Source organism: Microbacterium sp. Leaf288 (assembly GCF_001422925.1).
Classification (GTDB): domain Bacteria; phylum Actinomycetota; class Actinomycetes; order Actinomycetales; family Microbacteriaceae; genus Microbacterium.
Map to the genome: position 1 here is coordinate 301,390 of NZ_LMNI01000010.1, position 16,002 is coordinate 317,391.

The 16,002-nt window shown below is 69.7% G+C and carries 18 protein-coding genes and 1 tRNA gene; 10 read left to right on the plus strand and 9 right to left on the minus strand.

Annotation, left to right across the window (positions count from 1 at the left end):
• Positions 1–65: 65 nt before the first annotated feature.
• Both ASF40_RS05610 and ASF40_RS05615 read left to right on the plus strand, forming a co-directional pair.
• Entirely contained in the window at positions 66–986 is a 921-nt protein-coding gene (locus tag ASF40_RS05610) for a pseudouridine-5'-phosphate glycosidase (RefSeq protein ID WP_056367235.1), read from the plus strand.
• Complete coding sequence (locus ASF40_RS05615; RefSeq protein ID WP_056367236.1) at positions 986–1,822, plus strand: carbohydrate kinase family protein; 837 nt, start codon at positions 986–988, stop codon at positions 1,820–1,822. The genes ASF40_RS05610 and ASF40_RS05615 overlap by 1 nt, the downstream gene beginning before the upstream one ends.
• A gap of 6 nt (positions 1,823–1,828) precedes the next feature.
• Here ASF40_RS05615 and ASF40_RS05620 read toward each other — a convergent pair whose 3' ends face one another.
• Both ASF40_RS05620 and ASF40_RS05625 read right to left on the minus strand, forming a co-directional pair.
• Entirely contained in the window at positions 1,829–2,275 is a 447-nt protein-coding gene (locus tag ASF40_RS05620) for an SRPBCC family protein (protein WP_056367237.1), read from the minus strand.
• Positions 2,268–2,657: an ArsR/SmtB family transcription factor gene (locus ASF40_RS05625; RefSeq protein ID WP_056367238.1), complete on the minus strand. Its 390-nt coding sequence runs from the start codon at positions 2,655–2,657 to the stop codon at positions 2,268–2,270. Before ASF40_RS05625 ends, ASF40_RS05620 begins: the two co-directional genes overlap by 8 nt.
• 89 nt (positions 2,658–2,746) lie before the next feature.
• On the opposite strand from ASF40_RS05625, the gene ASF40_RS05630 reads away from it, so the two are divergent.
• Positions 2,747–3,325: a dihydrofolate reductase family protein gene (locus tag ASF40_RS05630; RefSeq protein ID WP_056367239.1), complete on the plus strand. Its 579-nt coding sequence runs from the start codon at positions 2,747–2,749 to the stop codon at positions 3,323–3,325.
• A gap of 22 nt (positions 3,326–3,347) precedes the next feature.
• Here the strand turns inward: ASF40_RS05630 and ASF40_RS05635 are convergent, their stop codons facing one another.
• From ASF40_RS05635 to ASF40_RS05645, 3 genes are read right to left on the minus strand one after another with little or no spacing between them, the layout of a single operon-like run.
• Positions 3,348–4,109: an SGNH/GDSL hydrolase family protein gene (locus tag ASF40_RS05635; RefSeq protein ID WP_056367240.1), complete on the minus strand. Its 762-nt coding sequence runs from the start codon at positions 4,107–4,109 to the stop codon at positions 3,348–3,350.
• A gap of 42 nt (positions 4,110–4,151) precedes the next feature.
• On the minus strand, positions 4,152–5,504 hold the full coding sequence (locus ASF40_RS05640) for an MFS transporter (protein ID WP_056367241.1): 1,353 nt from the start codon (positions 5,502–5,504) through the stop codon (positions 4,152–4,154).
• A 36-nt stretch (positions 5,505–5,540) separates the two neighbouring features.
• Entirely contained in the window at positions 5,541–6,584 is a 1,044-nt protein-coding gene (locus ASF40_RS05645) for an LLM class flavin-dependent oxidoreductase (protein ID WP_056367242.1), read from the minus strand.
• Positions 6,585–6,675: 91 nt separating this feature from the next.
• Here ASF40_RS05645 and ASF40_RS05650 point away from each other — a divergent pair, with 91 nt between their 5' ends.
• Entirely contained in the window at positions 6,676–7,305 is a 630-nt protein-coding gene (locus ASF40_RS05650) for a phosphoribosyltransferase (RefSeq protein ID WP_056367243.1), read from the plus strand.
• Here the strand turns inward: ASF40_RS05650 and ASF40_RS05655 are convergent, their stop codons facing one another.
• Both ASF40_RS05655 and polA read right to left on the minus strand, forming a co-directional pair.
• Positions 7,306–8,979 carry a DUF885 domain-containing protein gene (locus tag ASF40_RS05655; RefSeq protein ID WP_056367244.1) on the minus strand — a complete coding sequence of 558 codons (1,674 nt, stop codon included), beginning with the start codon at positions 8,977–8,979 and terminating at the stop codon, positions 7,306–7,308.
• A 77-nt stretch (positions 8,980–9,056) separates the two neighbouring features.
• Positions 9,057–11,714 (minus strand): DNA polymerase I, encoded by a 2,658-nt coding sequence (gene polA / locus ASF40_RS05660; protein WP_056367245.1) that lies wholly within the window; start codon positions 11,712–11,714, stop codon positions 9,057–9,059.
• A 63-nt stretch (positions 11,715–11,777) separates the two neighbouring features.
• Here polA and ASF40_RS05665 point away from each other — a divergent pair, with 63 nt between their 5' ends.
• Complete coding sequence (locus ASF40_RS05665) at positions 11,778–12,209, plus strand: hotdog fold thioesterase (RefSeq protein WP_045302437.1); 432 nt, start codon at positions 11,778–11,780, stop codon at positions 12,207–12,209.
• Positions 12,210–12,277: 68 nt separating this feature from the next.
• Here ASF40_RS05665 and ASF40_RS05670 read toward each other — a convergent pair whose 3' ends face one another.
• On the minus strand, positions 12,278–12,901 hold the full coding sequence (locus tag ASF40_RS05670; protein ID WP_109209425.1) for an ANTAR domain-containing response regulator: 624 nt from the start codon (positions 12,899–12,901) through the stop codon (positions 12,278–12,280).
• Positions 12,902–12,948: 47 nt separating this feature from the next.
• Between ASF40_RS05670 and ASF40_RS05675 the strand changes: the two genes are divergently transcribed.
• The 5 genes from ASF40_RS05675 (at position 12,949) to ASF40_RS05695 (ending at position 15,470) form a co-directional block, all read left to right on the plus strand.
• A tRNA-Leu gene (locus tag ASF40_RS05675) sits at positions 12,949–13,031 on the plus strand.
• Positions 13,032–13,196: 165 nt separating this feature from the next.
• Positions 13,197–13,556, plus strand: coding sequence for a PadR family transcriptional regulator (locus tag ASF40_RS05680; protein ID WP_056367246.1), 360 nt, complete (start codon positions 13,197–13,199; stop codon positions 13,554–13,556).
• A 2-nt stretch (positions 13,557–13,558) separates the two neighbouring features.
• Positions 13,559–13,927 (plus strand): DUF1048 domain-containing protein, encoded by a 369-nt coding sequence (locus ASF40_RS05685; protein WP_056367247.1) that lies wholly within the window; start codon positions 13,559–13,561, stop codon positions 13,925–13,927.
• Complete coding sequence (locus ASF40_RS05690) at positions 13,924–14,706, plus strand: ABC transporter ATP-binding protein (RefSeq protein WP_056367248.1); 783 nt, start codon at positions 13,924–13,926, stop codon at positions 14,704–14,706. The genes ASF40_RS05685 and ASF40_RS05690 overlap by 4 nt, the downstream gene beginning before the upstream one ends.
• Complete coding sequence (locus ASF40_RS05695) at positions 14,703–15,470, plus strand: ABC transporter permease (RefSeq protein ID WP_056367249.1); 768 nt, start codon at positions 14,703–14,705, stop codon at positions 15,468–15,470. Before ASF40_RS05690 ends, ASF40_RS05695 begins: the two co-directional genes overlap by 4 nt.
• 74 nt (positions 15,471–15,544) lie before the next feature.
• On the opposite strand, the gene ASF40_RS05700 is transcribed toward ASF40_RS05695, so the two are convergent.
• Positions 15,545–15,934, minus strand: coding sequence for an SHOCT domain-containing protein (locus ASF40_RS05700; protein WP_056368241.1), 390 nt, complete (start codon positions 15,932–15,934; stop codon positions 15,545–15,547).
• Positions 15,935–16,002 lie beyond the last annotated feature (68 nt).

Sequence of the window (16,002 nt, forward strand, 5' to 3'; positions counted from 1 at the left end):
CGGGTGGCGGCATCCGCTCGATACTGTGTCCCTGTCCGGGTCGGATGAACTGCCGGATCGAAAGGATGCCCGTGTCCGATCCCCTCGTCATCGCGCCGGAGGTGCGGGACGCCGTCGCCTCGGGCGATCCCGTGCTCGCGCTCGAGTCCACGATCTTCACGCACGGCCTGCCGCGCCCGCGCAATCTCACGGTCGCCCTCGAAGCCGAGGCCCGCGTCCGGGCGCTCGGCGTCGTGCCGGCGACGATCGGCCTCGTCGACGGACGCCCCACCGTGGGCCTGTCGCCCGACGAGATCGAGCGCCTCTCGACCGCCGACGGTGTCGTGAAGGCGAGTGTGCGGGACGTGCCCGTCGCCGTGGTCAAGGGGCTCAGCGCGGGGACGACCGTGGCCGCCACCGCGCACCTCGCGGCACGGGCCGGCGTGCGGGTATTCTCGACCGGCGGGCTCGGCGGCGTGCACCGCGGAGCCGCGCGGACCTTCGACGAGTCCGCCGACCTGCCGACCCTGGCGGGGCTTCCGCTCGTGGTGGTGAGTGCCGGCGTCAAGTCGATCCTCGACATCGCGCTCACTCTCGAGCGGCTCGAGACGCTGAACCTCGCCGTCGTCGGTTACCGCACCACGGACTACCCCGGCTTCTACGTCGGCGACTCGGGCTACGACGTCGAATACTCGGTGGACTCCCCCGCCGAGATCGCCGCGATCGCACGCACCCGCGACGCGCTGGGCATCTCGTCGACCCTGTTGGTCGCCAACCCCGTCGGCGCCGATCGCGAGCTCGACCCGGCGCTGCACGACGACGTGCTGACGCGGGCGCTCGCCGCGGCTGACGCGCAGGGCGTGACGGGACACGACACGACTCCGTTCCTGCTGGACTTCTTCCAGCGTGAGACGGCAGGACGGAGCCTGGACGTGAACGTCGCGGTGTACCGGGGCAACGTCGACCTCGGCGCCCGCATCGCGCGGGCGCTCGCCGGCGACGCCTGATGCTCGTCGTCATCGGCGACCTCGTCGCCGACCTCATCGTCCTCGGCGGCGCGACGCTCGAGCGCGGCACCGACAATCCTGCCGAGGTGCGTCTCACACGGGGCGGAAGCGCCGCGAACGTCGCAGTGGCGGCTGCGGCGCAGCATCCGTCCCGCTTCATCGGCCGTGTCGGCGACGACACACTCGCCGTCGCGCTCGTGGGCGAGCTCGAGGCCGCCGGCGTCGACGCCCAGGTGCAGCGGCACGGTCGCACCGGCTCGATCGTCGTGCTCGTCGACGCCGTGGGCGAACGCACCATGATCACCGACCGCGGCGCGGCAGCCGAGCTCGACCGCATCGATCCGGAGTGGATCTCCGACGCCGACTGGGTGCATCTGCCGCTGTACGGCTTCGCGGCGCCCCGCTCGGCGCGGGCGGTGACGGATGCTGCGATCCACGCGGCAGCGCGGGGCGCCCGCGTGAGCCTCGACCTGTCGAGTGTCGCGACGATGCGCGCGCTGGGCGGCGAACGGCTGTGTCGCCTGCTGGAGGATCTCGAGCCCGATGTCGTCTTCGCGAACGCGGACGAAGCGGCCACAGCGGACGAGCTCGGGGTCGCGCCGGCGGGCGTGTACGTCGTCAAACGCGGCGCGGAGCCCGTGCTCGTCTCCGAGGGCGGCGAGACGACCGCGGTGCCCGTCGACAGAGTCGACGACGTGCTCGACTCGACGGGTGCGGGCGACGCCTTCGCCGCGGGGTACATCGTGGCGGCGCTGGCCGGCGCCGGCCCACGTGAGAGCGCCCGGGCGGGCAGCGTGCTCGCGATGAGCGCGCTGCGCCGCCCGGGCGCGCTGTGACGGCGCTCAGGCGCTCTGGAGGCGCTCCAGCACGTGCTCGATGTCGTCGATGAATGAGTTGTAACCGGCGATCGTCGCGGCGACCTGCTCGTCGGAGAAGTCGCTGCGGTCCTGGCGGATGGTGAGCACGGTGCCGTCGCCGGCCTCTTCCAGGTCGAAGAGCACGGGCAGCCCCGCGTCGTCGCCGGGCTGGTCGGTGAGCGTCATCGCGAGGTGCGAGGGCGGCTCGACCACCTTGTACTCCCCCGCCCAGTCGATGCGGTTGCCGTCGGGCAGCAGCATCACGGCCCGGAAGGCGCCGCCGGGACGCACGTCCATCGTGAGGCTGTCCTGCGGCACCTCCACGGCTGCGGTGCCGAACCACACGGCGAAGTGCTCGGGCTTGGTCAACGTCTCGAACACCAGCTCCCGCGGAGCCTGCAGGGTGCGGGTGACGGTGAAGTACTCAGTCATGGTCGTTCTCCTTCTCTGTGGGTGCGGCGGGGCCGCCGGTCGGTGTCGTGCGGGCAGCGCCGAGCTGCTGCAGCGCGTTGAGGTACTGATCGAGGGCGCCGAGACTGTCTTCCCAGAACTGCGCATAGTCGCCGATCCAGACGGATGCCGCCGCCAGGGGTCGCGCGTCGAGCCGGGCCGGCCGGTACTGGGCGTTGCGGCCCCGCGTGACGAGCCCCGCTCCCTCGAGGACGCGGAGGTGCTTCGACACGGCGGCGAAGGTCATGTCGAACGGCTCGGCGAGCTCCCCCACGGTCGCCTCGCCCTGGCTCAGCCGCGCGAGCATCGCGCGCCGAGTGGGGTCGGCGAGTGCCGCGAAGGTGCGGCTCAGCGCATCGGTCATCTCGCCTCCTTATTCAACTGATCAGTACAGTACTACTTGGTTGAATAGAAGGTCAAGCCTTTGTCGGAGATGCGCGCTACGGTGACCGCATGCCTCGGGTCGTCTTCTACACCGCCACCACGCTCAACGGCTTCCTCGCCGACGACCATGACTCGCTGGAGTGGCTCTTCGCCGCACCGGGCGGCGAAGGCGGCGATGAGGACTTCCAGCGGTTCCTGGCGGGCATCGGCGTGCTGGTGCAGGGGTCATCGACGTACCGGTGGGTGCTCGAGCACGAGGACCTGGTGGCTCACCCCGAGAAATGGCCGTCGTACTACGGCGACCGCCCCACATGGGTGTTCACGAGCAAGGAGCAGCCCGTAGTTCCGGGCGTCGACATCCGGTTCGCCTCGGGCGACGTGCGCGAGGCGTGGCCGCAGATCCGCGATGCGGCAGGCGACCGTGGCGTGTGGATCGTCGGCGGCGGCGACCTCGCGGGCCAGTTCGCCGATGCCGGCCTCCTCGACGAGATCCGCGTATCGATCGCGCCCGCGACGCTGCCGTCGGGCAAGCCCCTCCTCCCCCGAAGCCTCGGTGCCGACCGGCTGCAGCTCACCGCCGTGCGGCAGGCAGGTGCCTTCGCCGAGCTCACCTACGCGGTGACGCGCGTCGATCCGGCTGCGCCGTGACGGTCGCTCAGCGGGCGGTGGCTCAGCGGGCGGTCGGGGCGATCTCGGTCCACTGACCGTACTTCGGTTCGCGGCCGTCACCGGACGACGTGCCGGCCAGACGCCGCCGCACCCACGGGCCGACGTGCTCGCGGTAGTAGGCGGCGCCACGGGGGCCCATCGGGGGCAGTGGCGGCTGCGACCACCACTCCGGCACCGGCTCGACGCCGAGTGAGCTCAGCACGCGCGCGGCGACGCGGTGGTGTCCGCGTGCATTCATGTGCAGGCGGTCCTCGGACCAGTACGGCGGCGTCGCCAGCTCCTCGTCGAACCAGTTGTACGCCTGCACGACATCGGTGCGCGCGGCCAGACGCGCCTCGACGGCGTACGACAGGAGGTCGCCGCGTCGCTGGATCACGCGCTTGAGCGGCAGCTGCGCCGTCGGATTCGCCCCCGAGAGCACGATGAGCTGGACACCCTCCTCGTCGCAGCGGCGCAGCACCGTCTCGAAGGCGGCGAGGACGTGGGCGACGCTGGTGCGGGGGCGCAGCATGTCGTTGCCGCCGCCGTTGAACGACAGGTGCGTCGGCTTGAGCGCAAGCGCCGGCTCGAGCTGCTGCTCGATGATCGGCCAGACGAGCTTGCCGCGGATCGCGAGGTTGGCGTACTCGACGCTCTCGCCGGTGGTGTTCGCCCACCCCTGTGCCACGAGGTCGGCCCAGCCGCGCACGTGTCCGTCGGGGAGCTCGTCGCCCACGCCCTCGGTGAAGGAGTCGCCGATCGCGACGTATCGAACGGATGCCACGGCCTCAAGCCTACGTCCGGCTCAGCGCAGGACCGGCCACCGTCAGCGGTCGTCGAGCGCGACGCCGCGCCGGTCCACGAGCCCCCACGCCGCCGCGGCGGCCACCGCGAAGAAGACCGCGAACACGACGAACAGCACGGGGGCACCGCCCGCGACGAGCAGCGGGGGCACGACCAGCGGGGCCACGATCGACGCGATGCGCCCGACGCCGGCCGCCCAGCCCGAGCCGGTCGCGCGCAGCGACGTCGGGTACATCTCGGGGGTCACCGCGTACAGGGCCCCCCACGCACCGAGGTTGAAGAACGACAGGGCCATGCCGGCCGCGATGACCCCGCCCGCTCCGGTGGCGGTGCCGAAGAAGATCGCCGACACCGCGGAACCCACGAGGAAGACCGAGAGCGTCGCGCGGCGCCCCCACACCTCGATGAGCCACGCGGCCACCGCGTAACCGGGCAGCTGTGCGAGCGTGATGATCAGGGTGAAGCCGAACGACCGCACGAGGTCGTACCCCTGCGCCACGAGGATCGACGGGATCCAGATGAACGCGCCGTAGTACGAGAAGTTGACGCAGAACCACACCAGCCACAGGCAGGCCGTGCGGACCCGGAACTCGGCCGACCACAGCGTGCCGAGTCGCTGGCCCAGCGAGGTCGCCGCGGCGGGAGGAACCAGGGGCCGCCCTGACGCGGGCACGGGCGCGGCGCCGGCGGCATCCTCGAACGAGCGCACGACGGACTCCGCCTGGCTGAAGCGGCCGCGCCGTTCGAGCCAGCGCGCCGACTCGGGCAGGCCCCAGCGCACGATGAGCGCGTACGCCGCGGGGATCGCGCCCAGCGCGAACGCCCAGCGCCAGCCGTTCGCCGATGCGGGGATCACGAAATAGCCGATGAGCGCGGCCAGCGTCCACCCCACGGCCCAGAAGGCCTCGAGGATCACGATCAGGCGCCCCCGCATGCGCGCGGGAGCGAACTCGCTCACGTACGTGCTCGCCACCGGCAGCTCGGCGCCGAGCCCCAGACCCACGAGGAACCGCAGCACGAGGAGTGCGGCGAGGCCGCCGACGAGCGCGCTCGCACCCGTCGCGACCCCGTACACGAGGAGGGTCAGCGCGAACACCTGACGGCGCCCGAACCGGTCCGCGAGGAGGCCGCCGACGCTCGCACCGATCGCCATGCCCACGAACCCGACCGAGGCGATCCAGCCCGCCTCGGTCGGCGTCAGACTCCACTGGGCCGCGAGCGCCGCGATGATGAAGGAGATGAGCCCGACGTCCATCGCGTCCAGCGCCCACCCGATGCCCGATCCGGTGAGCACGCGCAGGTGCTTGCGGGTGAACGGCAGGCGGTCGAGGCGCTCCGAGAGCGTCGACGACGCGCGGGTTGCAGCATCCGTCATAGCGTCATGCTACGGATGCCGGAACCCGGGCGGGGCTCACGACAGCATGTCGCGCACGCGAGGCACGACCTCGGTGCCGAACAGCTCGATCGAGCGCATCATCTTCTCGTGCGACAGCGTGCCCGTCGAGAACTTCATGTCGAAGCGGGACGCACCGAGCGTCTGCACCGTGTCGGCGATCTTGCGGGCGACGGTCTCGGGCGAGCCCACGTAGAGCGCTCCCTCGGGTCCGACGTCGTGCTGGAAGCGCAGGCGGTTGTACGTCGGCCAGCCCCGTTCGCGCCCGATGGAGTTGTTCATCGCCTCGAAGCCCTCGTACGCCTCGTCCCACGCCTGCTGATCCGTCTCGGCGACGTGGCCCGGCGAGTGCACCCCGACCGGCAGCTGCGGCTGGTCGAAGGTGTCGAGGGACCGGCGGTACAGCTCGGCGAAGGGCGCGAAGCGCCCGGCGGGCCCACCGATGATCGCGAGCATGAGGCCGTACCCGTAGCGGGCGGCGCGCACCGCCGACTCCGGGGTGCCGCCCACGCCGACCCACGCGCGCAGGCCGTTCTCGGTCTTGGGGAACACATCGGCGGCATCGAGGGATGCCCGCAGCGTGCCGTCCCAGGTGACGGGCTTCTCGGTCAGCAGATGCGAGAAGAGGTCGAGCTTCTCGTCGAACAGCGTCTCGTAGTCGCGCAGGTCGTAGCCGAACAGCGGGAACGACTCGATGAACGATCCGCGGCCGAGGATGACCTCGGCGCGGCCGTTCGAGACCGCGTCCAGGGTCGCGAACCGCTCGAAGACGCGCACCGGGTCATCGCTCGAGAGCACGGTGACGGCGGTTCCGAGGTGGATGCGCTCCGTGCGCGCCGCCGCGGCCGCGAGCACGATCTCGGGACTGGACACGGCGAACTCGCGGCGGTGGTGCTCCCCCACCCCGAAGAACGACAGCCCGACGCGATCGGCGAGCACCGCCTGTTCGACGACATTGCGGATCGTCTGCGCGCCGCTGATCAGCTCGCCGGAGAGGTCGCGGGTCACGTCGCCGAAGGTGTCGAGTCCGAGCTCGATCGTGGCGGGATCGACAGAGGTCATGTGTGCTTCTCCTTCTATGCGCTTGCATGAACCGGCGGCGCGGCCGTGGCATTCCCGAGACGCCCGGACCCCGCGAGCGTAGCGTGGAGGGATGATCCCCTTCGCGGATCGCCGGTCCGCCGGGCGCGAGCTCGCCGCAGAGCTCGAACGATGGCGGGGAACGGATGCCGTGGTCCTCGGCATCCCGCGGGGCGGCGTGGTCGTCGCCGCAGTGGTCGCCGAGGCGCTCGGACTCGACCTCGACGCGGTCGTCGTGCGCAAGCTCGGCGCCGCGGGCCATGAGGAATACGCCGTGGGCGCGATCGCCGACGGCGTGCGCATCGTCACGCCCGGCGCGATGCGGTGGGCGGGGATGTCGCCGGAAGACCTCGAGCGCGTGGAGGCTGCGGAGCGTGACGAACTGGCACGGCGGACGGATGCCTTCGGCTCGGCGTCCGTCGAACTGTCGGGGCGGACCGCGATCGTCGTCGACGACGGCGTGGCCACCGGCGCGACCGCCCTCGCTGCGTGCCGCGCGCTGCGCGCCCGCGACCCAGAGCGGATCGTGCTGGCCGTCCCCGTCGCGCCGGAGCAGTGGGAGCCGCCGGCGGACGCCGTGGACGGGTTCGTGTGCCCGCATCGTGAAGCAGACTTCTGGGCCGTGGGCCAGTACTACGACGACTTCCGCCAGACGACGGACGCCGAGGTCGTGGCGCTGCTGCGCCACGACCCCGGCGACTGATCAGCGCGAGAGCGCGGACCGCAGGGTGTCGAGTCCGACACCGCCGAGGTCGAGGGCGCGCTTGTGGAACTGCTTGATCGAGAAGGCGTCGCCCTCGCGCTCGGCGACCTCGTCGCGCAGCTGCTCCCAGATGCGCTGGCCGACCTTGTACGACGGCGCCTGGCCCGGCCAGCCGAGGTAGCGGTTGACCTCGAACTTCACGAACTCGTCGGGCATGTTGACGTTGCGCAGCATGAACTCGAGCGCGAAGTCGGCGTCCCACGGACCCTGGCCGTCGGGACGCGGCTTCTCGAGGTGCACGCCGATGTCGAGCACGACGCGGGCGGCGCGCATGCGCTGGCCGTCGAGCATGCCGAGGCGGTCGGCGGGGTCCGACAGGTAGCCCAGCTGCTCCATGAGGCGCTCGGCGTAGAGCGCCCAGCCCTCGGCGTGTCCCGACGTGCCGCCGAGGAGCCGGCGATAGGTGTTGAGCTGCGCGCGGTTGTACACCGCCTGCGCGATCTGGAGGTGATGGCCGGGGACGCCCTCGTGGTAGACCGTCGTGAGCTCGCGCCAGGTGTCGAAGTCCTCGACGCCCTCGGGCACCGACCACCACATGCGGCCGGGACGCGAGAAGTCGTCGGTCGGGCCGGTGTAGTAGATCCCGCCTTCCTTGGTGGGCGCGATCATGCACTCGAGCTTGCGGATCGGCTCGGCGATGTCGAAATGGGTCTTGCCGAGCTCGGCGACGGCGCGGTCGCTGGTCTCCTGCATCCACTTCTGCAGCGCGTCGGTGCCGTAGAGCTTGCGGCTCGTGTCCTGCTCGAGGAGCGCGACGGCCTCCTCGACGGTCGCGCCGGTCTTGATCTCGTTCGCGATCGCCTCCTGCTCGGCGACCATGCGCGCGAGCTCCTCGACGCCCCACTCGTAGGTCTCGTCGAGGTCGATCGTGGCGCCGAGGAAGCGCCGCGAGTGCAGCGCGTACAGCTCGCGGCCCACAGCGTCCTTCTCCGTGGCGGCCGGGGCGAGCTCGTTCGTGAGGAACGCCGCGAGCTCGTCGTACGCCACGCGCGCGGCGTTGGCGTTGTCGGCGAGATCGCGCGCGAGCGAGGCGGGCAGCTGTCCCTCTTCGGGAGCGGCTTCGGCGGCGAAGCTCGCGAAGAAGCCGTTCTCCGCGGTGTAGCGGGCGATCTGCGTCGCCACCTCGGTGACCTGCCGGCGGGCGGGCACCACGCCCTGCGCGATGCCCTCGCGAAGAGTCGCGACGTAGCCGTCGACGGCACCCGAGACGGCGCCGAGGCGCTTCGCGATGACCGACCAGTCGTCGCTCGTCGCGGTGGGCATGAGGTCGAAGGCGGAACGGATGTTCTGCGCGTGCGAGGCGATCACGTTGAGATCGCGCAGGTGCCACTGGGCATCGTGCAGGTCGAGCTCCAGCTGGAGCTCGCGAGAGAGATCCTCCTTCGTCACGACGTCGACGTCGTCGTCGGCGGTCGCGGCATCGAGCGCGGCGAGGGTCTTGCGACCCTCCTCCACGAGCCTCTCCTGGCCGGCGGGGCTGTAGTCGCCGAACCGGTCGTTGTACTCGGAACGACCGATGTAGGTCGCGAGCGTCGGCTCGAGTTCGGCGAGGGTGTCGACCCACGCATCAGCGATCTTGTCGATCTGCGTGGGCGTGCGGGTTTCGTCTGTCATAGCACCGAGCCTAGGCATGGGACGCGGTGCCGACAAACGAGGATCCCGGTGCCGGCAGGTGCCTTCGGGGGCTCCGATCAGTGACCGGCGACGTCCCAGTTGTCGCCGCGGCCGATCTGCACGTCGAGTGGCACCGACAGCTGCGCGGCATCGCCCATCCGGCTGCGCACGATCTGCTCGGCGGCGTCCCACTCCCCCGGAGCGACTTCGATCACGAGCTCGTCGTGGATCTGCAGCAGCACGCGCGAGCCGAGCTGCTGGGCGGCGAAGTCGTCGTGGATGTGGAAGAGCGCGATCTTCATGATGTCGGCGGCGCTGCCTTGGATCGGCGCATTGAGCGCTGCGCGCTCGGCGTTCTCTCGCAGCACGCGGTTGGGGCTCGCGAGGTCGGGGAACGGGCGCCGGCGGCCGAAGATCGTCTCGGTGTACCCGTCGATGCGCGCCTGCTCGACCGAGGAGCGCAGGTAGTCGCGCACCGCGCCGAAACGGGCGAAGTACTCCATCATGAGCTGCTTCGCCTCGGCCTGCTCGATGCGCAGCTGCTTCGACAAGCCGAAGGCCGACAGCCCGTACACGAGACCGTACGACATCGCCTTGACCTTGGTGCGCATCGCGGGTGTCACGTCCTCGGGAGCGACGCCGAAGACGCGCGAACCCACGAAGCGGTGCGTGTCTTCTCCGGAGTTGAACGCCTCGATGAGGCCCGGGTCCTCCGAGAGGTGTGCCATGATGCGCATCTCGATCTGCGAGTAGTCGGCGGTGAGCAGCGTCTCGTAGCCCTCGCCGACGGTGAACGCCGAACGGATGCGGCGGCTCTCCTCCGTGCGGATCGGGATGTTCTGCAGGTTGGGGTCGGTGCTCGACAGGCGGCCGGTCTGGCTGCCCGTCTGCACATAGGTCGTGTGGATGCGGCCGTCGGCGCCGCTCGTGCGGTCGCCGCCGATGGCGCTGTCGAGGGACTCGATGATCTGGCGCAGCTTCGTCGCCTCGCGGTGCTGGAGCAGCAGGTCGAGGAACGGATGAGGGTTGGTCTCCTGCAGATCGGCGAGGACCGCGGCATCCGTCGAGTAGCCGGTCTTGGTCTTGCGGGTCTTCGGCAGCTGCAGCTCTTCGAACAGCACCTCCTGCAGCTGCTTGGGCGAGCCGAGGTTCACCTCGCGGCCGATCGCCGCGTACGCCTCCTGGGCGAGCGCGTCGGCGCGGGTGCCGAGCTCGCCGGAGAACTGCGACAGCGTCGCGTGCGACACGGCGACGCCCGCGAGCTCCATGTCGGCGAGGGTGTGCAGTGTCGGCAGCTCGATGTCGGTGAGGACGGCTGCCACGCTCTCGGGAAGCTCTGCGCGCACCGCGGCCGCCACGCGCATCAGGTACCAGGACAGCTGGCCGGTCGTCGCGCCCTCGGTCTCGGGCACGAGCTGCGACGGGTCGGACTCGGGCAGCTTCTCGTCCAGGTAGCGGTCGACGAGGTCGGCGAGCGTCTTGTCGGGGAAGCTCGGGCGCAGCAGCCACCCGGCGAGGATCACGTCGAACGCGAGCCCGCCGAGGCGGAGGCCGGCACGCCGCAGCGCCTTCACCTGCGGCTTCGCGTCGGCGAAGACCTTGGGGGCGTCGGAGGTGAGCCACGGTGCGAGGGCCGCCGCGAGCTCGGGGGTCCACGACGACTCGGCCGCGGCATCCGTCGTCGCGACGCCGATGCGAGCCGGGAGCCCTCCCTCGACCGCGATCGTCACCCCCAGTTCGCCGTTCGCGCTCTCGAGCCACGCGGCGAAGTCGGCGGGCGCGAGCTCTTTCGCGACCGGCGCGAGCTCGGCCGCAGCCGACGTGACCGCGGCCATCTGCTGCTCGATGCCCGCCAGCTCTGCCACGCGCGGGATGAGGGTCTTGAACTCGAGGCGAGAGAAGATGTCGCGCACCGCCTGTGCGTCCATCGGCTGCACTTCGAGGTCTTCCGGGCCGAGCGGCAGGTCGACGTCGGTCAGGAGCCGATTGAGGCGGCGGTTGCGACGGACGTCCTCGATGTGCTCGCGCAGGTTGCCGCCGACGACGCCCTTGATCGAGTCGGCGCCCTCGAGCAGCGCGTCGAGCGAGCCGAATTGGGTGAGCCACTTCACGGCGGTCTTCTCGCCGACCTTCGGCACGCCGGGCAGGTTGTCGCTCGTCTCACCGACGAGTGCCGCGATGTCGGGGTACTGCTCGGGCGGTACGCCGTAGCGCTCGATGACGGCGTCGCGGTCGTAGCGCTTGAGCTGCGAGACGCCCTGCACGTTCGGGTAGAGGAGCGTGACGTCGTCGTTCACGAGCTGGATCGTGTCGCGGTCGCCCGAGCACACGAGCACGTGGAACCCCTGCGACGAGCCCTGCGTCGCGAGGGTCGCGAGGATGTCGTCGGCCTCGATGTCCTCCTGCTGGAGGACGCGGATGCTCATCGCCGCAAGGCAGTCCTGAAGGAGCGGGATCTGCCCCTTGAACTCGGACGGCGTCTCGGAGCGGTTCGCCTTGTACTCGGTGTACTCGCGGGTGCGGAAGGACTGCCGGGAGGTGTCGAAAGCCACCGCCAGGTGGGTCGGCTTCTCCGCCTTGATGAGGTTGATCAGCATCGCGAGGAACCCGTAGATCCCGTTCGTGTGCTGGCCGTCCTTCGTCGAGAAGTTGTCGACCGGGAGGGCGTAGAACGCCCGATATGCCAGCGAATGGCCGTCGACGACGAGAAGGGTAGGCTTTGCGGAGTCCGTCACCCTGCAAGCCTAGTCAGGGCCGGCGACACCCGATCTCCCGCCCCGCACCCCCGAAGGCGACGCATGCCCGAGCACTCCCCCTCCCCCGTCGACGGCCTCGCGTGGGCTGCGAATCGCGGCATGGGCGCGCTCGCCGAGAAGATGGGGATCGTCTTCACCGAGTTCTCCGTCGAGCGTGCGGTGGCCACGATGCCGGTGGAGGGGAACACCCAGCCGGTCGGCCTCCTGCACGGTGGCGCCTATGTGGTGCTGGGTGAATCGCTCGGCTCGATGGCGGCGAACCTGTACGCCGGTCCGGGCAAGCTCGCGGTCGGCGTCGACATCAACGCGACCCACACGCGCTCGGCGACCTCGGGCATCGTGACCGGCGTCTGCACGCCCATCCATCTCGGTCGCACGCTCGCCGTCCACGAGATCGTCGTCACAGACGAGGCCGGCCGCCGCTGCTCGACGGTGCGCATCACGAACCACATCAAGGAACTGCCGCCCGTCTGAACCCGCACGGGAATGGAAGAAGCGGATGCCTCGTCACGAGGCATCCGCTTCTCTTGAAGTCGTGAGGGTCAGCCCTTCTTGGGCGCCAGCTGCTCGATGATCGCCTTCGCGACGTCCTGCATGGTGAGGCGGCGGTCCATCGACGCCTTCTGGATCCAGCGGAACGCCTCGGGCTCCGAGAGGCCCATCTTCTCGTTGAGAAGGCCCTTCGCGCGGTCGACGAGCTTGCGGGTCTCGAAGCGCTCGACCATGTCGGCGACCTCGGCCTCGAGCGTGATGATCTGCTCGTAGCGGGCCAGCGCGATCTCGATCGCGGGCAGCAGGTCGTTCGGCGTGAACGGCTTGACCACGTACGCGAGGGCGCCCGCTTCGCTCGCGCGCTCGACGAGCTCCTTCTGGCTGAAGGCGGTGAGCAGCACGACCGGGGCGATGTGGTTCTTGCTGAGCTTCTCAGCCGCCGAGATGCCGTCGAGCTGCGGCATCTTGACGTCCATGATCACGAGGTCGGGACGCAGCTCGGTGGCGAGGGCCACCGCGGTCTCTCCGTCTCCGGCCTCGCCGACGACGTCGAATCCGTTGTCGCGGAGGATCTCGACGATGTCGAGTCGGATGAGCGACTCGTCTTCGGCGACCACGACGCGGCGGGGGGTGGATGCCGTCGATGCGGCGGTCTGCTCCTGCTCAGTCACCATTGAATCCTACGGTATGGTCAATCGCGGACGCGCGCCGCGGCGCGCAGGCCGGTGTGGCGGAATGGCAGACGCGACCGACTCAAACTCGGTTGCCCGCAAGGGCGTGTGGGTTCGACTCCCACCACCGGCACTCCCCTGACATCCAAAAGAGCGGATGCCTCGACTCGAGGCATCCGCTCTTCGTCGTTTCACGACCCTCCGAACATTCTTGGTATTCGTTGTTGCTAAGTACCGGTACCTAGTGTTACTGTCTACCAGTAGTCAACAACACTGAGTAGTGAGAAGGAGGTGCGCCATGGGCAAGCAGGAGACCGAGATGCTCAAGGGCACGCTGGAGGGCATCGTGCTCGCGATCCTCTCCGGCCGTCCCGCCTACGGGTACGAGATCACCTCGTGGCTGCGGGACCAGGGCTTCTCGGACATCGCCGAGGGCACCGTCTACGCCCTGCTGGTCAGGGTCGAGCAGCGCGGCCTCGTCGACGTCGAGAAGGTCCCGTCGGAGAAGGGACCGCCGCGCAAGGTGTACTCCCTCAACGCGCAGGGCCGCGAGCAGCTCGCGGAGTTCTGGAGGACCTGGAGCTTCCTCGCAGAACGCATCGAACAGCTCCACCGCGAACACGCAGACAGCAACGCCAACCCCCAGGAAGAGGACTGATCATGGCCGCCAAGTGGTACGAAGTCGTCACCGGCTCGCTCGAGCAGAAGAAGCAGTACCGCCAGTACAAGGCGCGCATCGAGGCGCTGCCCGAGCCCTACCGCGGCGCCGCGAAGGCGCTGGACCGGTACTTCATGACCGTCGGCGGCATGACCGACGGCGTGACGATGATGCAGATGCTCGGCGACTCCGCCGACCTCTGGGAGCGCGCGGCCGCCGACGGGACGCCCGTCCGCGACATCGTCGGCGAGGACGCCTCGGCTTTCGCCGAGGAGTTCACCGCCGCCTACTCCGGCAAGCAGTGGATCGACAAGGAGCGCGCACGCCTCAACAAGGCGATCGACGACGCAGAAGGAGGAGCCCAGAAATGAGCGTGGACACCGCCATCCGGGTCCAGGGACTCGAGAAGTCCTACAAGGACCTGCATGTGCTCAAGGGCGTCGACTTCGACGTGGCGCGGGGCAGCATCTTCGCGCTGCTCGGCTCGAACGGCGCGGGAAAGACCACGGTCGTCCGCATCCTGTCGACGCTGCTCAAGGCCGATGCCGGCACCGCCGCCATCGCCGGCTTCGACGTCGCCGCCCAGGCTCAGAAGGTGCGCGAGACGATCAGCCTCACCGGGCAGTTCGCCGCCGTCGACGAGGTGCTGAGCGGCCGCGAGAACCTCGTGCTCATCGCGCAGCTCCGCCACCTCCCCGACCCGGGTTCGATCGCGGACGGCCTGCTCGAACGCTTCTCGCTGACGGATGCCGGCTCCCGCAAGGTGTCGACGTACTCCGGCGGCATGCGGCGCCGGCTCGACATCGCGATGAGCCTCATCGGCGACCCGCCGGTCATCTTCCTCGACGAGCCGACGACGGGTCTCGATCCCGCGGCGCGCCTCGAGGTCTGGGATGCGGTCCGGGAGCTGGCCCGGGGCGGCACGACCGTGCTGCTGACCACGCAGTACCTCGAAGAGGCCGAGCAGCTCGCCGACCGCATCGCGATCCTGCACAAAGGGCGCATCATCGTCGACGGCACGCTGACCGAGCTCAAGCAGCTGCTGCCGCCCGCGAAGGTGGAGTACGTCGAGAAGCAGCCGAGCCTGGAAGACGTCTTCTTCGCCCTCACCGGCGAAGACGACACCGTATCCGCGAAGGAGGAGTCATGACCACGCACGTGATCGGCGACACCGCCGTTCTCACCAGCCGCTCGCTGCGGCACATCCTGCGCAGCCCCGACACGATCATCACCACCGCGGTCACCCCGATCGCGCTCATGCTGCTGTTCGTCTACGTCTTCAGCGGGGCGATCGACACCGGCGGCGCGAAGGGGTCGTATATCGACTACATGCTCCCGGGCATCCTGCTGATCACGATCGCGTCGGGCATCGCCTACACGGCGTACCGGCTGTTCCTGGACATGCAGAGCGGCATCTTCGAGCGGTTCCAGTCGCTGCCGATCGCGCGGTCGGGAGTCCTGTGGGCGCACGTGCTGACGTCGCTCGTCTCGATCCTCGTCTCGCTGGCGCTCGTCATCGGCGTGGCGCTGCTGATGGGGTTCCGCACCGGCGCGAGCTTCGGCGCCTGGATGGGCGTGATCGGCATGCTGGTGCTGTTCACGCTGGCGCTCACGTGGCTCGCGGTGATCCCGGGCCTGACGGCGAAGACGGTGGACGGCGCGAGCGCGTTCTCGTATCCGCTCATCTTCCTGCCGTTCATCAGCTCGGCGTTCGTCCCGACCGAGAGCATGCCGGGCCCGGTGCAGTGGTTCGCCGAGAACCAGCCGGTCACCTCGATCGTCGACTCGATGCGCGCGCTGTTCGCCGGCGAGCCGGTCGGCACCGACATCTGGGTCGCGATGGCCTGGCTGGTCGGCATCCTCGTCGTCGCCTACATCGCGTCGATGGCGATCTATCGCAAGAAGATCAGCTGACGCCGGCAGCCCGGTACAACGGGAAGAGCGGATGCCTCGAATTCGAGGCATCCGCTCTTCACTGTTCTCGCCGGCTACGCGCCGAAGTACTGGTTGCCGAGCGCCTTGCTCTTCAGGGCGTCGAACTCGCCCTGCGAGATCGCGCCGGCGTCGAGGAGCGCCTTGGCCTGCGCGATGTCCTCTGCGGGACTCGACGAGGCGGAGGGACGGTAGTCGTCGGACTCGGCCACCACTCCCCCGCGCGCGGCCTGCGCACGGGCGGCCATGCCCTTGCCGCGGGCGATGATGTAGACCAGCGCGGTGAGGAACGGCACGAAGACGAGGGCGATGATCCACACCGCCTTGAGCCAGCCGTTGAGGGCATCGTCACGGAACAGGTCCGTGATGATCACGATCACCACGTACAGATACGCGATGAAGTAGAAGCTCCACAGCAGGAACCACCAGAAATCACCGAACCACATCGGCGTCACCTCTCTCGAAAAACCGGACGGCTGCGACCACAGTAGTGGTCGCAGCCGTCGGGATGAGG

Coding starts and splice junctions, on each gene's coding strand:
- ASF40_RS05610 (WP_056367235.1), top strand. CDS start 66: ATGCCCGTGTCCGATCCCCTCGTCATCGCGCCGGAGGTGCGGGACGCC.
- ASF40_RS05615 (WP_056367236.1), top strand. CDS start 986: ATGCTCGTCGTCATCGGCGACCTCGTCGCCGACCTCATCGTCCTCGGC.
- ASF40_RS05620 (WP_056367237.1), bottom strand. CDS start 2,275: ATGACTGAGTACTTCACCGTCACCCGCACCCTGCAGGCTCCGCGGGAG.
- ASF40_RS05625 (WP_056367238.1), bottom strand. CDS start 2,657: ATGACCGATGCGCTGAGCCGCACCTTCGCGGCACTCGCCGACCCCACT.
- ASF40_RS05630 (WP_056367239.1), top strand. CDS start 2,747: ATGCCTCGGGTCGTCTTCTACACCGCCACCACGCTCAACGGCTTCCTC.
- ASF40_RS05640 (WP_056367241.1), bottom strand. CDS start 5,504: ATGACGGATGCTGCAACCCGCGCGTCGTCGACGCTCTCGGAGCGCCTC.
- ASF40_RS05645 (WP_056367242.1), bottom strand. CDS start 6,584: ATGACCTCTGTCGATCCCGCCACGATCGAGCTCGGACTCGACACCTTC.
- ASF40_RS05650 (WP_056367243.1), top strand. CDS start 6,676: ATGATCCCCTTCGCGGATCGCCGGTCCGCCGGGCGCGAGCTCGCCGCA.
- ASF40_RS05655 (WP_056367244.1), bottom strand. CDS start 8,979: ATGACAGACGAAACCCGCACGCCCACGCAGATCGACAAGATCGCTGAT.
- ASF40_RS05665 (WP_045302437.1), top strand. CDS start 11,778: ATGCCCGAGCACTCCCCCTCCCCCGTCGACGGCCTCGCGTGGGCTGCG.
- ASF40_RS05670 (WP_109209425.1), bottom strand. CDS start 12,901: ATGGTGACTGAGCAGGAGCAGACCGCCGCATCGACGGCATCCACCCCC.
- ASF40_RS05680 (WP_056367246.1), top strand. CDS start 13,197: ATGGGCAAGCAGGAGACCGAGATGCTCAAGGGCACGCTGGAGGGCATC.
- ASF40_RS05685 (WP_056367247.1), top strand. CDS start 13,559: ATGGCCGCCAAGTGGTACGAAGTCGTCACCGGCTCGCTCGAGCAGAAG.
- ASF40_RS05690 (WP_056367248.1), top strand. CDS start 13,924: ATGAGCGTGGACACCGCCATCCGGGTCCAGGGACTCGAGAAGTCCTAC.
- ASF40_RS05695 (WP_056367249.1), top strand. CDS start 14,703: ATGACCACGCACGTGATCGGCGACACCGCCGTTCTCACCAGCCGCTCG.
- ASF40_RS05700 (WP_056368241.1), bottom strand. CDS start 15,934: ATGTGGTTCGGTGATTTCTGGTGGTTCCTGCTGTGGAGCTTCTACTTC.